Source organism: Hominimerdicola alba (genome assembly GCF_900109655.1).
In the GTDB taxonomy this organism is placed as follows: domain Bacteria; phylum Bacillota; class Clostridia; order Oscillospirales; family Ruminococcaceae; genus Hominimerdicola; species Hominimerdicola alba_B.
The window spans coordinates 25290-45032 of the sequence record NZ_FOAT01000010.1; the positions used below are offsets into that span (position 1 = coordinate 25290).

Consider the following 19743-nt stretch of genomic DNA (forward strand, 5'->3'; position numbering starts at 1 on the left):
AATGGATTATAAGACATTTAATCGATTCCTGAGACCATTAAATATTGCTTACAGAGATATATTCCATGAAATACCATGTATTCAAAATTATTCATGTACTCAAGACGAATATGTGGAAGCTATGAAAAAATCGATAGAAACAGGTAAGCCTATTGATTCATACTTAATGAAAGCTGTAATGCCAGAAAACAAAGATGTTCTGATATAATAGTTCTGAAATAATGAAACCTCGGCTTTGATTATTAGAGCCATCTACTGTACTTTACTACCGGTTACTATACTTCTCTACCAACGGCTGTAACTCTACTTTACAGCCAATTACTTTACCTCACTGTAAGTTTGCTTACAGTATGGTGGAAGTGCCATGCTCCAAGGCATTACCGATTTAAGCTGTGTTTCAGTTGGATCCGCACCCCACTTGGGCAGGACGGTCAGCAGATAGAGCAGATACCCATAGACATCAAGCTCATTTCTTTTGGCTGTTTCGATGATGCTCATAACTGCTTGTATATACAGTAATAGCCCCTTTTAGGGACTGTGCAAACCACCACTTTAGTGGTGGTATTGATTTCAGAAGATTTCAGTCAGCTCACTTAGAGTTCTGATGATATGATCGGGAGCTGATTTTGTTTTATCAAGCAGCTGATAGGCAGCTATTCCTTGCTTTATCCATACGGTTTTCATGCAAAGTTCCATAGCGGGGTAGATGTCATTATCTAGGCGGTCGCCGATCATTGTGGCATTTTCTGGAGTGCAGTTTGACATTTCAAATGCTTTGAGGAATATGGCTTTATCGGGTTTGGATATACCAAGTTCAGCAGAAGCTGCTACTGTGCTGAAATATTTCAGCAACCCCCAGTTTTGGAGCCTTTCTTCGGTGCCCGGGGACTGGTTTGCTATTACACCCAGCTTATAGCCCTTTGCGTGGAGATATGCAAGGACTTTATCTGCATCGGAGTAGGGATATTCGTCCTCGCTGTGCCATGGTGTTCTTTTCAGCCCGAAGTATTCTATTGCTTCAAGGTCGCCTCGCAGGTTCTGCATGGCGAAGGAGATGCGCTTCTCGTTGAACTGCTCATAGGTTATGTCAGTGCCTTCGATGGCGTCTAGTATCCTGTGTTCGTATGCTTTGGTTTCGTCGACGAGGGTCGAGCCTATATCGAAAAATAGCCATTGTGATTTCATATCAATTGTTCCATTCTGTTACGTTTTTTTACTGTCTTTACAGCGTACAGTTTACCATATTTAGGGTAAGTTGTCAAGAAAACGGTGGGTGGCAGTTTTCGACCCTCGTTTCTCGGGTCGAGAAATCAACTAACAGCGACTGCGTCGGCTGTGGCTTACGCTGCCCGATGACGGCGCGTCAATAATTTACGCAGATAGAAAGAGCGTGGACATTTGTATTGTCCACGCTCTGATTTTTGTTAGCGGTGACTGCGCCTTTCTTTGGCGGGAGTTTGCTGTTCAAAAAAATTGACAGCAAACTTGTCGCGTCGCTTGGGTGCCTTGACCGAGAGGCTCTGCCTCTAACAGTCAGCTTTGCTGACTGTGGCTCCTCGCAAGCCTTTCGCGAAAGGCTTGCCCCATAGCTCCCTTTTGGCAGTTCCCGCAGTTTTATTTCTTACAAGAAAGAATGATATCGCAGATGAGGTCAACCTGCTCGGGTTCGAGATCTGCGTAGAGGGGAAGGGTGAGTACCGAGAGGCTTATCTTTAATGCGTTGGGTGTGGAGTTCGGGTCAAATTTGCCGTTGAAGCAGTCGAAGGTATTGGTGAGGGGGTAGAAGTACTTTCTGGCGTATATATTGTGGCTCGCCAGTACGTTATATACCTCGTCGCGGTCGCAGCCGATCTTTTCAGCTTCAATGATAACAGGGAGGTACGCATAATTCGGCTTAACATCGGGGGAGATCTTATTCAGCCTGATGCCCTCAACGTTGTCAAGTCTTTCGTGATAGCGCTCAACTGCTGCGCGGCGTTTATTGATCTCGTCATCAACATGGCGGAGATTGCATATGCCCATAGCAGCGCAGAATTCGTTCATCTTAGCGTTTGCGCCTACAGATTCAACTACCTCGGGACCGTGTATGCCGAAGTTTTTCAGATCGTAGATAGCATCGCCGAAAGCGGGGTCTTTAAAGCATACCGCACCGCCCTCTATGGTATTGAACACCTTTGTAGCGTGGAAGCTGAAACATGAAACGTCGCCGAAAGAGCCTATGCCCTTGCCCTTGTAAGTCTCGCCAAAGGTATGAGCGGCATCGTAGATGACTTTCAGACCGTACTTATCGGCGATACGCTGTATCTCCTCAACGTTGCAGATATTTCCGTAAACGTGTACGGGTACGATGGCAGATGTTTTATCGGTGATGAGAGATTCAAGCTTAGTTGTATCGATGGTGAAGTTATCGGGGTCGATATCGCAGAAAACGGGGGTCAGACCGTTTCTTACTATTGCGTGGGTTGTGGATGCAAAGGTAAAGGGAGTTGTGATGACCTCGCCTGTGAGACCCAGTGCCTGCATTGTAAGTTCCAGCGCCATATGGCCGTTTGTCAGAAGATCGAGCTTTTCTACGCCCAGATACTCTTTCAGGTCTTCCTGGAGCTTTTTGTGCTTGGGACCCATATTTGTGAGCCAGCGGGTGTCCCAGATATCCCGGATCTCCTCGCAGTACTCCTCATACTCGGGCATGGAAGAGCGTGTCACAAGTATTTTGCCAGTGACGTACTTATCTATCATTTTAGTATAGTTTTTATCATTTGAGTTCATCTGCATCATATCTCCCTATAAGCATATTATTTCCGTCCTCATCAAGCACTTTGACGGTGCTGTATATCCTATCGATAGTATCACGGAGCTCCTGTTTGTTATCCGAGCACAGATATATCCTGCTGAATATCTGCGAGAAATCCACAGTCTTGGTACATTCAGTGCCTACGTCCATTTTCTGGATAAGGTGCAGGACACACTTCTCTTTCTTTATCTCATCGATGCCCGATATGTGGGCTATTTTGCCCTTGGTGGCAAGCAGTACGATTATCACGCCTGTTTTGTCATAGCGGGGAGTGTCCTTGGTGTTTATCACTTCGTCATCGCCCATAGTGCCTGTAAGCGCGTATCTTATCATCATCTGCATACCGTTGGTGCCGTTGATGAAATCGGAGAAGTGGAAGGAAAGTGAGCCTTCCAGCCTGTAGCCGATGTCAACAGGGGCATATCTGCCGTTTTTCATCTTGCCCTGTAAGAAGACTATGCCGTTCTTCATGCCCAGATCAGCAAACAGTTTCTGGAATTTTGCGTCCTCATTTTCGATGAAAGTATCCAGATATCTTGATGGGTAAATATCAGCAACTGCCTGCTTGATGGCATCATCGCTGAGATTTACCATTATCCTGTCGAGGGAATTATTCAGAGTAGCTGTGCCGTTGTGTATCGTGTAGAAGAATGCAGGTTCATAGCGGGGATCATCGCCCTCCATGTATTCGTCTATGACAGCATCGCCGCAGTACGCGGTCTTCTGAGCACCTGTCAGCGCTTCTGCAAGGTCTTCTTCGCGGTGGACAAGCTTTATTCCCCTTGCGCCCGCATTATCAACAGGCTTTACTATTACGGGGTATTTTTTTATTTCCTCAGGCGACCTGTAAGTGTCGGGAACAGCTATACCGCAGGCTATGCAGGCATCGCGGAACTTATCCTTATTGCATATCGTCTCAATGTCTGCGCCCTCGCCGTAGAAATGGAAGCCCATGCGCTTGCAAAGTTCTTTGAGACACTTTATCCTTATCTCGCTGAATCCCGAGAGACAGCCGTCGATGTTTTTTTCGCGGCAGAGTTTTTCAAGTGCATCGTAATCCGACCAGCTTAGATCGTATGCTTCATCTGCGATACTTTTTGCGGGTGCCAGTGACCAGTCGGTGTGGTTATCGGTCACGATGGTGTATACACCCAGCTTTCTGGCTTCGTTTATGATCTCGATCTCGGTGCTGTATGCGCCGAGTATCAGCAGTCTTTTACCTTTAAGATCCATTATATTACTCCTGTTTCCTGAAGCTTTTCAAGAATATATTTCATATCATCATCGTCATATCTCTGATCTGTGGGCAGGGGGAGGATATTTTCTGCGTAATCATACTCCCTGCTGTCTTTATCACAGTTTTCAAAGACATCGCCCCAGAGGGTAGGCACGAATATTTTCATCTGCTGCAGCTTTTTTCTGATCTCCGTTCCGTTTTCGATATACAGCGGATACATGAAAGCACCCTCGGGGATAGTGAGTTTCAGCTTATTTATACCGCAGAGCTTTTCGTGGAGAAGCTTGAAATTCTCCGTTCTGCGGGATATTATGCGGTCATAGTCGTAAGATCTCAGCAGGTCGGCTGTGAGCTTAGACATCTGTTTGATTGGCTCATGGGCGAAGAAATGGTTGTTATCGGAGGATTCCTTATAGAATTCTCCTGCCGTTCTTTCGTACCTGCCCAGTATGTAATGTATGCGTTCAAATGACTCATCTGTGGGGATATCGCGGGTGAGTATTTTGTCTGTGTAGAGGAAAGCGCCGTCAGGAACGCCGAAGTATTTGCGGCAGGTGTACAGTGTAGGTACACCATCAGCGGGGCGCTGAAAATAGCTCTGTGAGTTATCAAAAATCACGCGGCTGTATCTCTGCTTCAAGAGGGATACTTCCTCGTTGGTGATCTGACCGTAGTAATTTACGATATACAGCCATTCATCGGGGGCTAGATCGTCAATTATCGGTCGGAAGTTTTCATCTATGCGGTAGTAGCCGACCTCAGTGCCGTATTTTAGGCAGACATTTTTTACCGAGCTGCAAAGAAAATATGGCAGCCTGATCTTTTTGATACCCTCGGCTTCGATAAGGTAGGCAAGGCAGTTCCTGCCGCAGTTCAGCGGTACTGCCCACTCGTGGTAAACCGTGCCGAAGTAGTTTTCAAATTCGATATATCCGCCTATTTCTTTCATATCAGTCAACCTTTACACTAATCCATTTTTCTGAATCGTCCATCATATCAAGCATCTCAGCAAGGCTGTCGAACTTCATCAGCAGTATGCCTAAGGTCGTATTCGCACCTGTGAATGTGGTGATCTTGTCACCGGGCTTTACTATGATATGATCTTCAACTATCTTCTTTTTCGCATCTTCGGCTATATCTATCGACTTTAATATGCCGCTCTGATAGCTGTGTACCGCATAGTAAGCGTAGAAGCTGTCATAAGGGGACATCTTAACGTCACTAAGGGACATACCCATAGCCGCCTTTACAGAACACTCCACAAGGTCAACGCCTGTGCAGTACTTTATGATATCGGGTATATAATTTCCGCCGTCACGGGGTGCGACCTCCATGAGGTAGACGTTATAGTCCTTGTCGATACGCATATCAAAATTATATGTGGTAGTGCCCATATCAAGGAGAGTCAGCAGGCGCTGTATCTCGTTATGTATCTTGGTCTGTACATCGTCGGGCATATTGTAGGGGAAGCTTGCTGAAACAGGGACGAAGGGGTTCTCGCATTTCGGGTCGAAATGGTCGTTGGCAAAACATCTGAAAACGAGTTTGCCGTCGATGGAGAGACCGTCGCCTGCTATCTGGTAGCCGAACTTTTCCACAAATTCTTCGACGATAATTTTATGACCTCTTGAGAATGACATAGCATAGTTGATTTTTTCATTTATCTCGCTGACATCGTCTATCCTGCCTACGCCCTTGCTTCCCGAGGAATCAACGGGCTTGACTATAACGGGGAATCTGAAAACGCCGTTGTTAAGATCATTTTCAGCCTCTGCAAGATCATCGTAGCCTTTGGCTTTAGGGGTGCAGAATCCGTTTTCGGCAAGGAATGCTCTGAATTTATCCTTATTGCAGAGGATATCAACAGAACGGTAGGGGCTTCCCGGGAGACCGAGTTTTTCGGCTACATATGCAGCCGTAGGTGCAGCGGGGTCGGAAGCGTATGCGAGAACGCCGTCAACGTTTTCCTTTTTTGCAACTTCAAGCACGGCATCTTTGTCCGTGGTGCTTACGAGATAGAATTTATCGGCAGCGTACTGACCGGGATTATCGGGAAGATAATCGCAGAGAACAGTATAGCAGCCCAGACGCTTTGCGGTCTCTATCGCAACAACCTGCTGCGCCGAGCCGCCAAGCAATAACAGTTTTTTCACTTTGGTTTTCCTCTTTTCCGGAAATTATTTAAAATTTATTCCTGATCTTATTTACCATCTTAAGGATATAGTCGAAACATTCCAGTTTGAATATTTTAGCCAGCGCTACGTATGAGATGACACCGAGGGGTATCTGCAAAAGCAGTGTCAGTACATCGTTCATGTGCAGGAATGTTACGGAATATACCATTGCGCCCATAGCCGCTGCAATGCCCAGTGAGGGGAGTATATCCTTCATCTGCTCGGTATAGCCGTATTTCAGCAGCTTCTTGTTCGGTGAGGCGTTAACAAAGCATGAAAGTACTGTGGAACAGCACTGACCGATAACGATAGCCAGCGGTGTATTGAATTTAAGCACTGTGAAAACAAGTATACATAAACCGTATGTTTTCTTTAAGACTTCCAGCTTCAGGAACATATCGCTTCTGCCCTGGGCGTTGATGGCTTGCAGATTTGCAGTATGTATCGGCCAGAATGCGTATATAAAGCAGTATAACTGCAAGAACGGCACGCAGGGCATCCATTCATCGCCCAGCAGTAGATGTATCATCGGACCGGCTACCACTGCTATGCCCATACATACAGGGAATATCAGGAAAGAACTGGTAACGATGGATCTTCGCATCATGCTTTTGATCTTGTTGTTATCGCCGTTATGCTTTGAAAGTGCGGGCAGCATAACGCCCTGAATAGAGCCGTTGATATTGTTTATGATTATCTCGGGGAACTGCTTGCCGCGGTTACAGTATCCCAGCTGTTCTTCTTTGTATTTTTTGCCTATTACAAGATTCTGGAGCTCACGGTAGATAACGTCTATCAGAGCGGATACCATAAGTTTCCAGCCGAAAGAGAAGAGCACTCTTACGCGATCCCATTCCAGTACGCGCTTGGGTCTCCACTTAACGATAAGAAGAAGTAGTATACATACAGATACACGGCTTGAGAGTTGCTGTCCAACCAGTGCCCATACGCCGCATCCACTTAAAGCCATGGCTATGCCTACGGTACCTGATATTAGTACAGAACCGAGTGTACAGAACATAAGCTCCTTGAAACGCATCTCTCTTGCGACTTTAGCGTTCTGTATAGAGTTGAATGCACCCGGTATGAGTACCAGTGCCAGCACCCTCAGCAGGTTTTTGAGCTGGGGCTTATCATAGAACTCAGCAACAAATGGTGCTGTTATAAACAGTACGCCGTAAAGCACCACTGCGATAAACAGGCTGACATAGAATATGGAGGAATAGTCATTTTCCTTGACATCCTTGCGCTGTATCAGCGCGGTGTTAAGTCCGCTCTGTACAAACACCTGTGATATGCTTATAAATATCGCCAGCAGGGTGATAGTACCGTACTTACCGGGCCCCAGTATCCTTGCGAGTACCAGCTGTACTATAAAGGCGATACCCTGATAGCCTGCACGTTCAAGAAATTTAAAAAACAGAGATTTGATAACTACAGATTTTTCAGCCTGGCTGTTTGAATTATCTGCTTGGTTATTAACTTCCAGTTCTACATTATCCTTTTCTAAACTCAAAACTAATTACTCCTTTTGCTTCATTACATATCCCGCATTTATCTGAATATATAATGATTTGATCCTGACCAGCCGTAGAGCATTACCCACACGAACCAATACAATCCCATGAAGCCAATGATAAAGGCGTTGACTTTGATCTTATCCTCGATCTTTTTACGCTTGAATCGATATGCGAACATAGGTACGGTCAGTATAGTGAACATATCGCAGTAGAGCGATATTCTTATTCCGTATATGGTATTGAATAACAGAAGTACGTATGTGTAGAACGCAAATCCCAGAACAGGCAGCAGTCTGATGTTTTTATCAAAGTCAGGTCTGATCTTTTTGATAGTTCGCAGCGGAAGCAGCAGAAGCAGGAATCTGTATACCCAGTCAAAGAAAACGTGCTTGTTGAAGCCTTTTATTCGCAGATAAACGTTAGTATCCGAACTGAATACGGCTTCGATATTTTTAGCGTACTTTTCAGGAAGCAGTGAAAGTGCCAGAAGTAAGCGGCTTATGCTTCTCAGGTTAACCAGCATCAGGATAACAGTAACTATGAAAGTGATCTTTGTTTCCTTATTCTTCTTACCGTTAAGGAACTTAACGATAAATATGAAAACAAGTCCGAAAACTGCCGAGAAGTGGAACGAGAAAGCGACGATGAAGCACGCAAGCATCTTGCGGTACTTCTGTTCATTCATATATATGTAGAACAGCAGGATAAATACAGCTGATACGCTCTGTTTCATAACGTTGAAGGAGTTATTGTAGAACAGGAACATATAAGCGAGCATCGTCTGCCACATAGGTGTGACAGATCGGTATTTATATGCTATCAGGTAGATAGGGACTATCACCATCACCTGTGATGTGAACAGGAAAGCGCCTGCATCATCAGCGAAAAGCGATGTGATATATGCCAGCAGGGCATATCCGAAGGGCTCGGTAGTAAGCTTGAACGTTTCGATGAATGAGGACGTGTTTGCAAGATCGAAAGTTCTGATGGCATATTCAAGAACGTCTTTACCAACGGTATCCGCACGCATACCGGCAAGAAGCGATGGTACAAAGAGGGCGATGAAAGAATAGAGTATCGCCAGGCGCTTGGCGCTCTTTTTCTTTGTGTTTATATGTAGATCGATTTTCTTTTCTGCCTTATAGGTGAAAAAGCATGTAAGAGTGAAGACAGTAAGATATAAAAAAGTACTTGCACTAATACTCATTAGATCTCTCCTATAATTATATTTATCGTAGATCGGTTTTCTGACGTATCCCGACAGCAGATGAAGAGTGTATCATCTGTAGTCGGCATACGTGAAAACCCGATATGGATTTTCACTTGTTATTATACTGATACTTTTGTGCCGTGATTGTACTTATGATCTCTTAATTTTCTTTTTCAGATCGGTGATGAAAGGAAGTTTGTCTTTGACATCGTATTTCAGCCTTTCGTATAGGGTGAGTTCGTTGTATACCCCTGATGCCTTCATTCCTTTCAGGTCGTTGAGGTGCTGATAGTAGATCAGTTCCTTACGCTTTATTATATGTTCGATCTCGTCATGATATTTGCCTTCTGTGAACTCGTCAAACTCTTTCAGCAGACCGCAGTGACGGTCAAAAAAATTCTTTTTCAGCTTCTCGGGATCTGTCTTTATTGAGCCCGAAGCGGAGTTCGGATTATTAGTGCGGTAAGCGCTCATTATCTCGTTGAAATAATGGGCACAGCCGTCGTAGGTGGTCACAAGTCTGACCACAAGGTCGAGAGAAGTTGAAAAGTTCAGGATAGGACGGAGATTTTCAGTTCTGCCCACGATAGAAGCTGTGGGAGTAAAATCCAGCCTTATGAGGTCTGCCACCGAGATATCGGTGCCTTCGGGATTTTCAAGGGCTTTGTAAAGCTTCTTGTCGTTCCACATTTTGCGGGGATAGAAAGTTTTAAGATAGTTATCATCCGTATCCACCACATTTGCGTTATGGAATGTCATATTACATTCGGGATGTTTTTCCAGATAGTCCACCTGTTTCTGGAGCTTATTTTCATCGCACCAGTAATCGTCGCCCTCGCATATAGCGAAATACTTTGTTTTGATAGCGGGTATAACGTACTTCTGAACGATGTTTATGCCCTTGCTGTAACGGTTCTCTTCCTGTATGATAGTATGCACCTTATCGGGATACTTCTGTGCGAACTCTTCAATGATAGCTATTGAGCCGTCAGTGGAACAGTCATCATGGACAAGCACCGTGTATTCAAAATCTGTTTTTTGTGTGCAGATGCTCCCCAGACATTTTCTCAGCCATTTTTCATGATTGAAGCTTACAATGCAGACCGTTACGATGGCAGCCATTTTATGCTATCTCTCCTTTTATAATTTATATCCGTCAGCCACGCCTTTGAACATACTTTTCAGCTTATGGAATTTATCGTCCTCATAAAGCAGTGTCTGGATCATTCTTTTTACAACTCTCACATCGGACTTGAAACCAAGTTTATACTTGCGTTTCAGGTAGATGCTGTTGCGCACCCAGTAGTATTTCCGCAAAGGGGAGTGGTTGAATATGATGATATCCTTTCCGAAAAACTTACGTGAGGTACTTCTTCCCACTTCGTGCAGGAAGCCTGTATAATTAAGTCGGATTATCTTGTATCCGCCGCGGGTCAGGGCATAGCAGATATCGTAATCCACCATATCGATGAACAGCTTTTCATCAAATCCGCCTACGGCTTTTATAGACTTTATGTTATTGAAAGCTCCCGAGGTTATACAGAAGCTGACTTTTTCGTAGTCCTTTGTCAAGCCGAAATCAACTTCAACGCTGCGGTCTTTGTACATTGATGTGATGATGCCCACGTTATCCTTGGCACGCTTTGAAAAGCTGTCGTATGTTTCGATGATATCGGGCTGGCAGACGGTATCCTGATCGAGAGTCAGCACCCATTCTTCACCCAGATCTTCAGCCTTATCGATGATCTGGTTCAGGGCTTTTGCTATGCCGTAGTTATCATCGTTCCTCACATAAGTGATATTATGGTATTTTGCGGTAAGCTCCGCTATCTCGTCGATATTTTTTGAACCGTTATCGATAAGTATAAGTTCACTCACCTGCGGAGCGATAGCGGAGATATTTTCCTCCAGCCTGTTTATATCGGGATTATAAAGCACTATCCCTGCGGCATGAGCCATAGATCAAACCACCCTTAAGATCATTTTCTGTATTCAGCAAGAAATTCATCATAGAACTTCTCGCGCTTTTTGACGAGCTTTTCTCTGCTAAATTCTTCCGATTTTTTGAAGTTCTTTTTTGCCAGCTTATCAAGGTCGGTACCCAGCACGCGCTGTACTGCCTTGACTACCTCATCGGTACTGCCCTTTCTGAAAAGGCATATCTTTGGTATAAGCTCGGGTATGCCCGCGATACTTGTGCCTATAACGGGACAGCCGCGGCTCATAGCCTCTATAACGGCTCTGGGCAGACCCTCCTGCTTGCTTGGCTGAACGTAGAGATCCAGAGAATCGTAATAATCGGGCATTTTATCTGCCGAGAGATTTCCTACGAACTTCACCTTGTCAAGAACACCCAGCTCTTTTGCAAGGTCGCGGAGGAAATAGTCATGCTTTGCGCCGTTATATCCGCCTGCCAGATGATATTCCACATCGTAGCCCATATCAGTCAGGGGCTTGATGGCGCGTATAACGTACTCCTGACCCTTATAGCGGGTATCGAGAGCGGCAGCAGTGCCGAGCACCAGTTTTTTCTTGGGGTCAAAGCCTTTCAGCTTTTCAAGACGCTTTTCAAGTGTAGCTTTATGTGGTGCATCTATTACGACGTTTGAACAGCTGACGGTCTTGCCCTTGGTAGGATAACGTCTTTGCAGGAATTCTCCTGTAACGTAGTAAACGTACTTAGCCTGACCGATTATGCTGCGGGTCTTCCAGTACATATAAGGCGCAACTGCCTTTCCCAGCAGGCCGTGGTTCCAGTAGCTGTCCCAGGAACAGCCTACGCTTTCAACTATATATGGCTTGTTGTACTTTTTGATATACTTCACTGCCAGCTGTGCGATGGAGCTCTGTGTTCTCAGTACGAAGTAATCGTTCTCTCTTACGCACTTTTCAACTATCTTTTCAGCCTTGGGCTTGTTTACAAGGATAGTCTTGGGGCTTTTGAAATTAGGTACGCTTATGACCTTTATCTGCGGTGGCACCAGTGTGAAATTTTTGCCCTCCACGGGCTTTGTACGTATCATGAAGGTTATTTTATCCGCCAGATATGAATATCTTTCATACAGCTCATGATAGGCAAATTCGTAGTAATTGCCGTCCTTATCGTAAAACAGAGGTCCGTCGTGTATAAAAACCAGTTTCATTTAAAGTAACTCCTTTTTGCGGGGCTTTATTCGGTGAGCATTTTGTGCCATGCTTCCATATTGCGGTCAAAGGAAAAGTTCTCTTCCCATTTTTCCATAGAAGCCCTGCTAAAGTTTTTCCATTTATCAATATCGACTGAAAGCTGCATAACAGCATCTGCCCAGCCGTCGGTATCGTCTTTATCGTCAACGAGGATACCTGTTTCGTTATTTATGACAACATTGCTGTTGAATCCTACATCGGAAGCTATGGATGGAAGTCCTGTTGCCATATACTGCACCAGCTTGAATCCGCCCTTGCCCAGCGAACGCTTGATGTTCAGCAGGGGCATTATGCCGATATGGGCTTTGAGCATCTCTGCGGGGACGATATCTCTCGCCCAGAGGATATTTTCGATTTTAAGATAGTTAGTTTCCGATTCCAGCGGGAGATTGCATATGACTGTCAGTGTGACTGTCTTGCCCGTCTTTTCCTTTACAGCCTTTGCGGCCTTATCCAGTGCCGGAACGACATTTCGTATATGTTTCAGTCCCGAAGATGAGCCTACCCACAGGATATTAACCTTTTCGCCGTAGGATGCTTCTCTTTCTCTGTTGACAGTTTCCTTGTCCTTGACAGGCAGGTCGCCGTCTGTTGTAGGCAGGAAAGAGGTTATCTCTTTACAGCGAGGGTTCAGTTTATTTTTCAGATATTCGCTTGTGACTATGATATGGTCGCTGTGTTTCATCAGAAGCCTTGTTTCGGCTTTTGTGATCTCGTTTATGCCGAAAATATCGTCATCGAAATCCCATATCACCTTTGAATTTTTCAGGATATGCTCATACATCAGGCTTATGGGGAAAACGCATACCTTCGGTACTGCCGCGCGGGATATCACCACGATATCGGGCTTGGCTATCATATCAGCGGCAAAATTGCGGAAGTTCCTGAAAAATATCATCAGGTGGTACTGTATCTTGCAGATGAGGGTCGGAAAGTTGGAATACTTTCTGAACATTTTATCTGTGACGGTAAATCTGTTGGTGATCTTGGCGTCCTTAATCTTTTCAGTATACTGCAAGATCCTGTAATAGCTTGCCGCGTGGGTGAAGCCCCTTGTATATACCGAAACTTTTTTCATTTCACCATGCCTCCGATATTCAGCGCTTTGAGCCTTTCGTACTCTGGCGCTTTCTCATGCTTTTTTTATATATCTTAAGGATACCCATATTGTACATAATGGGACGTATCTTACGCTTTATCCTGTTTTTCAGTTTAAAGGTAGCGGGGAAGTATTTCTTTTGCAGTCCTGACATGGACATTCCGTCCAGGTCTGCGAACATTTCTTCCCTGCGTGGGTTCGGCTTGGCTGAAGTTACCATCATGCCGCCGTTTATTGCGCTGTCTTTATCAAAATCCAGAGGTTCAACGTCCAGATATTTTTTGATCTCTTCAAATGCGGCAGCGGCTTTTTCGTTGTTTACCAGTACCTGCGAAACGCCTATGCCATCGTCCATTCTTGGTGCTGCGCCGCTGACATACCAGTAATCGCCCGCAGTAAAGCTGCTGCGCCTGTGTTTGCCCTTTGATTTGCAGTCATAGCAGGAAGGTCTTGATATCATCTCCTTGCTGTAGAACTGAAGCATGGGGTCAACATCGTATGGCTCGTCATACTCGGTGCCGTCGCTGTATACTACCCTCATGGTAGTACTGCCGTAGCCGTAGGTCTTTTCGCGGAACCTTACCTCGCGGATATCCTTGCCGCTCTTCTTTTTATGCCATGAGAGGTACTTCTTCCAGAATTTAGGCGATGGAACGCCCTTGCAGATGATATCCATAGTATAGAGATCATTGGGGTCGTTGCCCAGATAATTCAGCAGGGCTTCCACCTGACATGGAGTACCGGAAAACAGCACTTTTCTGCCGTCAGCCAGAAATTCCTTGACTTTTCTGTAAGTATGTCCAACTTCGCTCTGGACATATTTCGATCTGTTGAATTTTTTGATCTCTTTTAAATTTTCGATATAGCTGTGTCTTACATGGAAATTTTCATCGAATCCCACGCCGAAAACGACACCGCCCTCGCTGAGGACGTATTTTGCCGCTGCAGCAAAGAATCCGCCTGAAGTAGAGGTCTTGCGCAGTTCCTTGCTTTTGTTCCTTACCAGATAGGCTTTGGGCTTGTTAGCGGGTGTATCCTCATTAAGAACAGGACATACCTTTACACATTTATTACATTCAACGCACAGCACCTCGCATACCTCGGGGTATAAAAATCCGTCCTTGTCGGGAGTCATTTTTATACAGTCCCTTGGGCAGCTGTTCATACAGGCGCTGCATCCGCAGCAGTCTTTTTTGACACGCTCTGAAATATTCATTGTTTGATCCTCCGGGCTTGATCTCTCCATCAGTTTTTAAGTGAGTCTGAAAGATAGTTCCAGGAATATTTCCTTAATTTGTCGATGTTTTCAGTCACTTCGTCGTAGTTTATGCTATCGGTGATGAACCTGTCCTCCCAGACATCGTTCACCACGCGGTCTTTCATGCCTGCGATGGAAAGCAGAGATTCAAGACGGGAGAATGTATCCTTGCTGCTGTCGGCGCTGTGACGCCTGAAAACCATCACGTTTTTACGGTAAATAATGGAAAATACTGTACCGTGATAGGAATCCGTGCATACATACTCAGCATTTTTTATAGCGCTCACAAAATGCGATGGGTCGGGGTTATCCACGAATTTCGCATTGAGCTTGTTGTCATACTCCGATATCTCGCCGAAAAACGGCATCATAACGATAGGCAGACCTGTCTTTTCAGCCAGTTTCAGCACACATTCGCGGGGCTCTCTTCTGTTTCCTAAAAAATAGCAGAAGATGTATTTGCCCTCAGCTACGGGCTTTTCGGGCTGTATATCGTCCCATTCCTCTGCCTTGAAGAGCAGGGTGGGGTCGCAGACCACGGGCACTTTTTTGCCAGTCAGCTGTTTTACGATGACCGAGCCTCTTTTCTCGCGGACGGATATATGATCGAACTTGTTCAAGAATTTTTTATAGAAATCACGCAGCAGGGCGGGTACTTCTGAAACACCGAAGCTTGGCGCATAAGCCACGCGCTTTGTCCCGCTGTTCAGCCAGTTGAGAGTATAGAAATCAGAACCGCTGTTGATGGGGTTCCAGACCTGATCGCTGCCCAGGACAGCCATACTGTACTTGCCTGCAGCTTTTTTTAGCTGATCGTATCCTACGTACTTGGGTGAAGCTACCATATACTTATCAACGAACTTATCGAAAGCCTTGTTGCGCCTGCTGATGAGCTCGCTGTTCTTTTTCTGGAAAAACTTTCTTTTTACAAAGGACCATCTTTCCGCCATTATGGACGGTATAAGCAGCTGTATAAGATATTTGTAGGCTGTCTTTTTGGTCTTTACATATTTGATATACTCGTTGTCATAACCCAGCTTTGTAACAGCTTTCTGCGTTGCGTATGACTGCAGAACGCTTCCAAAATTCCTTATATTAGGGCATACCACAACTGCAACTTTTTTCATAGCGGTTCTCCTAGATTAATCTTTCATTTTTTATGCAGCAATTATCTGCTAGGTGAAATTCAATAATTCAGACTCTATAAATTATACCAAATTTTGATAAAATTTTTCAAGTGACAAACATTAAAATTTCATGAACTCCAAAAAGGACTTGAACTAAAAATCCTCTCTAAAACATAAAAAAACGGTGCAAAATCACAGCGGACTTGCACCGGATCGATTCAGACTCAGGAATTGCCGATCTTGAAAACGAACAAAACGGTCTTTATTATAATACCAATATCCACAAGAACAGAACGGTCTTGTATGTACTTTCTGTCAAGCTCTATCTGCTCTTCTTTTGTGAGTGAGTTCTTTCCGCCGATCTGCCAGTAGCAGGAGAGACCGGGTGTTACCAGGAGTCTGTCATCCGGAAGATTTGCCTGCTCTCTTGGGATAAAGGGTCTGGGTCCTATGATCGACATCTCACCTTTAAGGATATTGATGAGCTGAGGAAGCTCGTCGATAGAGGTCTTTCTAATGATGTGACCTATCTTGGTGATGCGGGGGTCGTTCTTCATCTTGAAAGTGGCGCCCTTACATTCGTCCTGTGCCAGGAGTTCCTCCAGCTTTTTATCAGCTTTTTTGTACATTGAGCGGAATTTGTAGATCTTGAACATCTTGCCGTCTTTTCCCACTCTTTCCTGCATATAAAAAGGACTGCCGAAGTCATCTATAACGATCAGAGCCATGACTACCAGCATAAGAGGTGACAGCATCAGGAGTGCTATCAGTGAAGACGTTACATCAAACGCTCTCTTTATTTTTTCATATAAAGGTTTTCTTCTGTAGAGTATGCCGTGTGAAACGGTAATTTCTCTTTCTTGCAGCGCTGTTTCGCTGTAAGATGTCATTTCTATGCTGCCTGCCAGAATGCTTGTATCTGTTTGTGCATTTAAATTCATCATTTCTTTCTCCCCATTTTCAATAGTCTCAAGGTTTTCCGATGGCATTGTGAGCCATACTTGCGAATGATGTGCTTTGACATAAGGTCCGGACTGTGTTCCGGTTGCCCTGCGCTAATGAAACGACCTCACTATAAATCGAAGTTACATATATTATATACATATGTATAAATGATGTTCGCCTCTTAAGTCTGATTCAGCTTAATTAAGCGATGTATGCGGCCTGTTTGAAGATCAACAGGTTGCTTTTTGTTAAATATATTATATCACGCATATAAGCAAAAGTCAACATTTTTAATCTTTTTCATCACTATAAATAATATCCGCCGCTTTTTTTTAGTACAATTTCAAAATTATATATATACGTAATTTCGCGGAAATGATTTGTGCATAAATTTAATGAATTTAAAACTAATTTACTTACTACATGTGCGCAATTTATGTGTAAAACACAGAAATTGGCGCTGTTATTTTGTTATCAATATTGTTAAATGGGGGACAGGATAATATTTTAACATGGAAGAATGTGGATATTGTATTTTAGTTGTCTTAATTGGTTAAAATAACCGATGCAATTAAACGTGAGTTACTTGACATATCGAACGAAATGCAGTACAATATTAAATATATAATATATGTGATTTCACTGATTTGTTACGATTCAGGGTCATCCCGAAATATAAAGGAATATTTTTGTAAACGATATCATTACCCCATAATTAAGGTGTACTGATGCTGTGTGAAGTCATGGCTCAGAGGGGCGGATATCGCGTAATAGCTTGTTATTGCTAAATCCTGGTAACGGGAAATAACAGCTGAACTGGGGGATATGGAATGAATATAATCTTATTGTCCGGCGGAAGCGGCAAGAGGCTATGGCCTTTGTCAAATGATGTGCAAAGTAAACAATTCATACGACTGTTCAAGAATGATGATGACGATTATGAGTCCATGCTTCAGCGTGTGTACCGTCAGATAACATCTGTAAGTGATGCGGGTATAACTATTGCGACCTCTCGTTCACAGGTAAGCGCTATAAGGAATCAGCTTAGCGACAAGGTGTCTATATGTATAGAGCCTTGCAGGCGCGATACTTTTCCTGCAATAGCACTTGCGTCGGAATATCTTCACGATGTGAAAAAAGTTGACAGGGACGAGTGCGTGATAGTATGTCCTGTTGACCCTTATGTTGACAACAGTTATTATGAGTGCGTAAAATCGCTGGAAGCTTATGTTAATAATGGTGATACGAATCTTACGCTGATGGGCATCGAGCCAACTTATCCGTCGGATAAGTACGGATACATCATACCCGATAAAAAGGATGCCGTCAGCCTTGTAAGGTCTTTCAAGGAAAAGCCCGATAAGGCGACTGCGGCGGAATACCTGAAACAGGGCGCTTTGTGGAATGCAGGCGTGTTTGCGTTCAAGCTGGGTTATCTTTTAGATAAGGTACAGGAGATAACGGGCTGTTCGGGCTATGATGAGATACTTGAAAAGTATGATACACTGGAAAAGATATCCTTTGACTACGCAGTAGTCGAAAAGGAGAGTTCTATAAAGGCGGTGCGCTATTCGGGCGACTGGAAAGATGTCGGCACATGGAACATGATGGCTGAGGTAATGGCAGACGCTACAAAGGGCGATGTTACCCTTGATGATACCTGTAATAACACGCAGGTGGTCAATGAACTGGGTATACCTGTGCTGTGTATGGGCTGTCATGATATGGTGATAGCTGTCAGCGGTGATGGAATACTGGTCTCGGATAAAGAGCGCAGCGGATATATGAAGCCCTATGTGGAGAAGATCGCGGGTGATGTTCGCTACGCAGAGAAATCATGGGGAACCTACACGGTCATCGACACAGAACCCGGGGCTATGACTGTCAAGATAAAGATATTCGCGGGAAACAATATGAATTATCAGAGCCACGAGTATCGTGACGAAGTGTGGACTGTTATCTCGGGCGAGGGCAGATTTATTCTGGACGGCAAGGAGATACCTGTTAAGCCGGGAGATACTGTGACTGCCAGGGCAGGTATGAAGCATATGATCATCGCTGATACGGATATGTCCCTCATTGAGGTGCAGATCGGTGAAGAGATCAGCAGGACGGACAAGATCATATATGAAAATGAACATTGTAAGGATAAGAAAAAATGAGCGGCAACAACGAAAATAATTACGGATGGATATCTACCCTGAGAGGGTTTGCGGCACTGCTTGTGTTTTTTGCTCATCCGCCGATGCCGTGGGCTGACAATTCAGTTGGTTTTGTCATTGGCAGGACGGGTGTTGCGATATTTTTCCTTATCATGGGATATCTGGCGGTACAGGCAAGGCAGAAAAGGACGAGAAAACAGTATCTGTACAACCGCTTTGTAAGAATGTACCCTGTTTTCTGGCTGATACTGGTGGCTACATATATCACGAAGGTAGTTCTGGCGAGAGTAGGATTATTCTCGCACATTAAAGATCTGTTGTTCAATATGACGCTGTTCAATAAGTTTTTTGGATCTTCCCCATTAATCGGTACAAGCTGGATGATGCCGATACAGGTCTGCTTCTTTGTGGCGCTGGCTGTTCTTTCGGCGGATTTCTTTGAGTATGCCAGCGAAAAGACCATTGAAAGGTTATTTATTGCAGGAGGCATAGGTGCCGTATTGATCTCACTACTGAGATTTATAACACACAATGACGGTATACCGACTGCTTTTGTACTTCTGATAATGTTTGGTCTGATAGGCATACAGTACAAGGAATACGGCGATATCCGCAGTATTTCGAGATATCTGGAGATATATGCGGCTGCTTTTGTGCCGAGTGTTATTCTTTCATACAGAGGAGAGTTTATCAGATATATTGTTGCATATGTGGCGGGCATTGCACTGTTTGTGCTTGCGGACAAGTACAAAGTATCGGTCGAGGCAATGAATAAGCTGGGAAGTGTTGGATTCTCATTCTTCCTGGTTTCGGATATACCGCAGCTGATCCTTGAGAAGATCATTGTTCTGGTTGATCCGAAGAATCCGGATAAAAAGGCGGAACTGTATATTGTGAAGTTGGTACTGTTCATTGTGATAAAATTCGCGGCAAGTCTGGGTCTGGCTCATCTGCTGACAAAGTATGTTGAAAAGCCCATGCTCAGCAAAGCGAAAAGCATCGAGATGTCGATGAAATAATTAATGTAGAGG

Annotated in this window: 18 protein-coding genes; 3 read left to right on the top strand and 15 right to left on the bottom strand. The window is 44.4% G+C overall.

The genetic code is table 11. The features are described 5' to 3' along the window. Position 1 precedes the first annotated feature (1 nt). Entirely contained in the window at positions 2-208 is a 207-nt protein-coding gene (locus BMY75_RS11230; protein ID WP_074833890.1) for a hypothetical protein, read from the top strand. Positions 209-318: 110 nt separating this feature from the next. On the opposite strand, the gene BMY75_RS11235 is transcribed toward BMY75_RS11230, so the two are convergent. From BMY75_RS11235 to BMY75_RS11305, 15 genes are all read right to left on the bottom strand, one after another. Then, positions 319-498, bottom strand: a complete 180-nt coding sequence (locus BMY75_RS11235; RefSeq protein WP_074833892.1) for a transposase domain-containing protein — start codon at positions 496-498, stop codon at positions 319-321. A 72-nt stretch (positions 499-570) separates the two neighbouring features. Then, positions 571-1185, bottom strand: a complete 615-nt coding sequence (locus BMY75_RS11240) for an HAD family hydrolase (RefSeq protein ID WP_074833894.1) — start codon at positions 1183-1185, stop codon at positions 571-573. Between the two features lie 429 nt (positions 1186-1614). Then, positions 1615-2769 carry a DegT/DnrJ/EryC1/StrS family aminotransferase gene (locus BMY75_RS11245; protein ID WP_074833896.1) on the bottom strand — a complete coding sequence of 385 codons (1155 nt, stop codon included), beginning with the start codon at positions 2767-2769 and terminating at the stop codon, positions 1615-1617. Further along, positions 2756-4027 carry an ATP-grasp domain-containing protein gene (locus BMY75_RS11250; RefSeq protein ID WP_074833898.1) on the bottom strand — a complete coding sequence of 424 codons (1272 nt, stop codon included), beginning with the start codon at positions 4025-4027 and terminating at the stop codon, positions 2756-2758. Before BMY75_RS11250 ends, BMY75_RS11245 begins: the two co-directional genes overlap by 14 nt. Next, on the bottom strand, positions 4027-4980 hold the full coding sequence (locus tag BMY75_RS11255) for a hypothetical protein (RefSeq protein ID WP_074833900.1): 954 nt from the start codon (positions 4978-4980) through the stop codon (positions 4027-4029). Before BMY75_RS11255 ends, BMY75_RS11250 begins: the two co-directional genes overlap by 1 nt. A gap of 1 nt (position 4981) precedes the next feature. Beyond that, entirely contained in the window at positions 4982-6184 is a 1203-nt protein-coding gene (locus tag BMY75_RS11260) for an ATP-grasp domain-containing protein (protein ID WP_074833902.1), read from the bottom strand. A 28-nt stretch (positions 6185-6212) separates the two neighbouring features. Continuing rightward, positions 6213-7721, bottom strand: a complete 1509-nt coding sequence (locus BMY75_RS11265; RefSeq protein ID WP_081350530.1) for a lipopolysaccharide biosynthesis protein — start codon at positions 7719-7721, stop codon at positions 6213-6215. Positions 7722-7759: 38 nt separating this feature from the next. After that, a complete protein-coding gene (locus BMY75_RS11270) occupies positions 7760-8932 on the bottom strand; it encodes an EpsG family protein (protein WP_074833904.1) in 1173 nt (390 codons plus the stop codon). 153 nt (positions 8933-9085) lie between these two features. Further along, complete coding sequence (locus BMY75_RS11275; protein WP_074833906.1) at positions 9086-10057, bottom strand: glycosyltransferase; 972 nt, start codon at positions 10055-10057, stop codon at positions 9086-9088. Positions 10058-10075: 18 nt separating this feature from the next. Further along, positions 10076-10894 (bottom strand): glycosyltransferase family 2 protein, encoded by an 819-nt coding sequence (locus BMY75_RS11280; RefSeq protein WP_074833908.1) that lies wholly within the window; start codon positions 10892-10894, stop codon positions 10076-10078. 20 nt (positions 10895-10914) lie between these two features. After that, positions 10915-12078: a glycosyltransferase family 4 protein gene (locus BMY75_RS11285; protein ID WP_074833911.1), complete on the bottom strand. Its 1164-nt coding sequence runs from the start codon at positions 12076-12078 to the stop codon at positions 10915-10917. Between the two features lie 26 nt (positions 12079-12104). Beyond that, positions 12105-13199 (bottom strand): glycosyltransferase, encoded by a 1095-nt coding sequence (locus BMY75_RS11290; RefSeq protein WP_074833913.1) that lies wholly within the window; start codon positions 13197-13199, stop codon positions 12105-12107. A 19-nt stretch (positions 13200-13218) separates the two neighbouring features. Further along, positions 13219-14436: a Coenzyme F420 hydrogenase/dehydrogenase, beta subunit C-terminal domain gene (locus tag BMY75_RS11295; RefSeq protein ID WP_074833915.1), complete on the bottom strand. Its 1218-nt coding sequence runs from the start codon at positions 14434-14436 to the stop codon at positions 13219-13221. A gap of 29 nt (positions 14437-14465) precedes the next feature. Beyond that, positions 14466-15605, bottom strand: a complete 1140-nt coding sequence (locus tag BMY75_RS11300; RefSeq protein WP_074833917.1) for a polysaccharide pyruvyl transferase family protein — start codon at positions 15603-15605, stop codon at positions 14466-14468. 224 nt (positions 15606-15829) lie between these two features. After that, positions 15830-16549, bottom strand: a complete 720-nt coding sequence (locus tag BMY75_RS11305; protein WP_081350531.1) for a sugar transferase — start codon at positions 16547-16549, stop codon at positions 15830-15832. A gap of 831 nt (positions 16550-17380) precedes the next feature. Here BMY75_RS11305 and BMY75_RS11310 point away from each other — a divergent pair. Both BMY75_RS11310 and BMY75_RS11315 read left to right on the top strand, forming a co-directional pair. After that, a complete protein-coding gene (locus BMY75_RS11310; protein WP_074833919.1) occupies positions 17381-18712 on the top strand; it encodes a sugar phosphate nucleotidyltransferase in 1332 nt (443 codons plus the stop codon). Then, a complete protein-coding gene (locus tag BMY75_RS11315; protein WP_074833921.1) occupies positions 18709-19731 on the top strand; it encodes an acyltransferase family protein in 1023 nt (340 codons plus the stop codon). Before BMY75_RS11310 ends, BMY75_RS11315 begins: the two co-directional genes overlap by 4 nt. The last annotated feature ends 12 nt before the right edge of the window (positions 19732-19743 follow it).

Excerpts from the sequence above, each read along its gene's own strand:
- BMY75_RS11230 (WP_074833890.1), top strand. The coding sequence starts at position 2 with ATGGATTATAAGACATTTAATCGATTCCTGAGACCATTAAATATTGCT.
- BMY75_RS11235 (WP_074833892.1), bottom strand. The coding sequence starts at position 498 with ATGAGCATCATCGAAACAGCCAAAAGAAATGAGCTTGATGTCTATGGG.
- BMY75_RS11240 (WP_074833894.1), bottom strand. The coding sequence starts at position 1,185 with ATGAAATCACAATGGCTATTTTTCGATATAGGCTCGACCCTCGTCGAC.
- BMY75_RS11245 (WP_074833896.1), bottom strand. The coding sequence starts at position 2,769 with ATGAACTCAAATGATAAAAACTATACTAAAATGATAGATAAGTACGTC.
- BMY75_RS11250 (WP_074833898.1), bottom strand. The coding sequence starts at position 4,027 with ATGGATCTTAAAGGTAAAAGACTGCTGATACTCGGCGCATACAGCACC.
- BMY75_RS11255 (WP_074833900.1), bottom strand. The coding sequence starts at position 4,980 with ATGAAAGAAATAGGCGGATATATCGAATTTGAAAACTACTTCGGCACG.
- BMY75_RS11270 (WP_074833904.1), bottom strand. The coding sequence starts at position 8,932 with ATGAGTATTAGTGCAAGTACTTTTTTATATCTTACTGTCTTCACTCTT.
- BMY75_RS11275 (WP_074833906.1), bottom strand. The coding sequence starts at position 10,057 with ATGGCTGCCATCGTAACGGTCTGCATTGTAAGCTTCAATCATGAAAAA.
- BMY75_RS11280 (WP_074833908.1), bottom strand. The coding sequence starts at position 10,894 with ATGGCTCATGCCGCAGGGATAGTGCTTTATAATCCCGATATAAACAGG.
- BMY75_RS11285 (WP_074833911.1), bottom strand. The coding sequence starts at position 12,078 with ATGAAACTGGTTTTTATACACGACGGACCTCTGTTTTACGATAAGGAC.
- BMY75_RS11290 (WP_074833913.1), bottom strand. The coding sequence starts at position 13,199 with ATGAAAAAAGTTTCGGTATATACAAGGGGCTTCACCCACGCGGCAAGC.
- BMY75_RS11295 (WP_074833915.1), bottom strand. The coding sequence starts at position 14,436 with ATGAATATTTCAGAGCGTGTCAAAAAAGACTGCTGCGGATGCAGCGCC.
- BMY75_RS11300 (WP_074833917.1), bottom strand. The coding sequence starts at position 15,605 with ATGAAAAAAGTTGCAGTTGTGGTATGCCCTAATATAAGGAATTTTGGA.
- BMY75_RS11305 (WP_081350531.1), bottom strand. The coding sequence starts at position 16,549 with ATGATGAATTTAAATGCACAAACAGATACAAGCATTCTGGCAGGCAGC.
- BMY75_RS11310 (WP_074833919.1), top strand. The coding sequence starts at position 17,381 with ATGAATATAATCTTATTGTCCGGCGGAAGCGGCAAGAGGCTATGGCCT.
- BMY75_RS11315 (WP_074833921.1), top strand. The coding sequence starts at position 18,709 with ATGAGCGGCAACAACGAAAATAATTACGGATGGATATCTACCCTGAGA.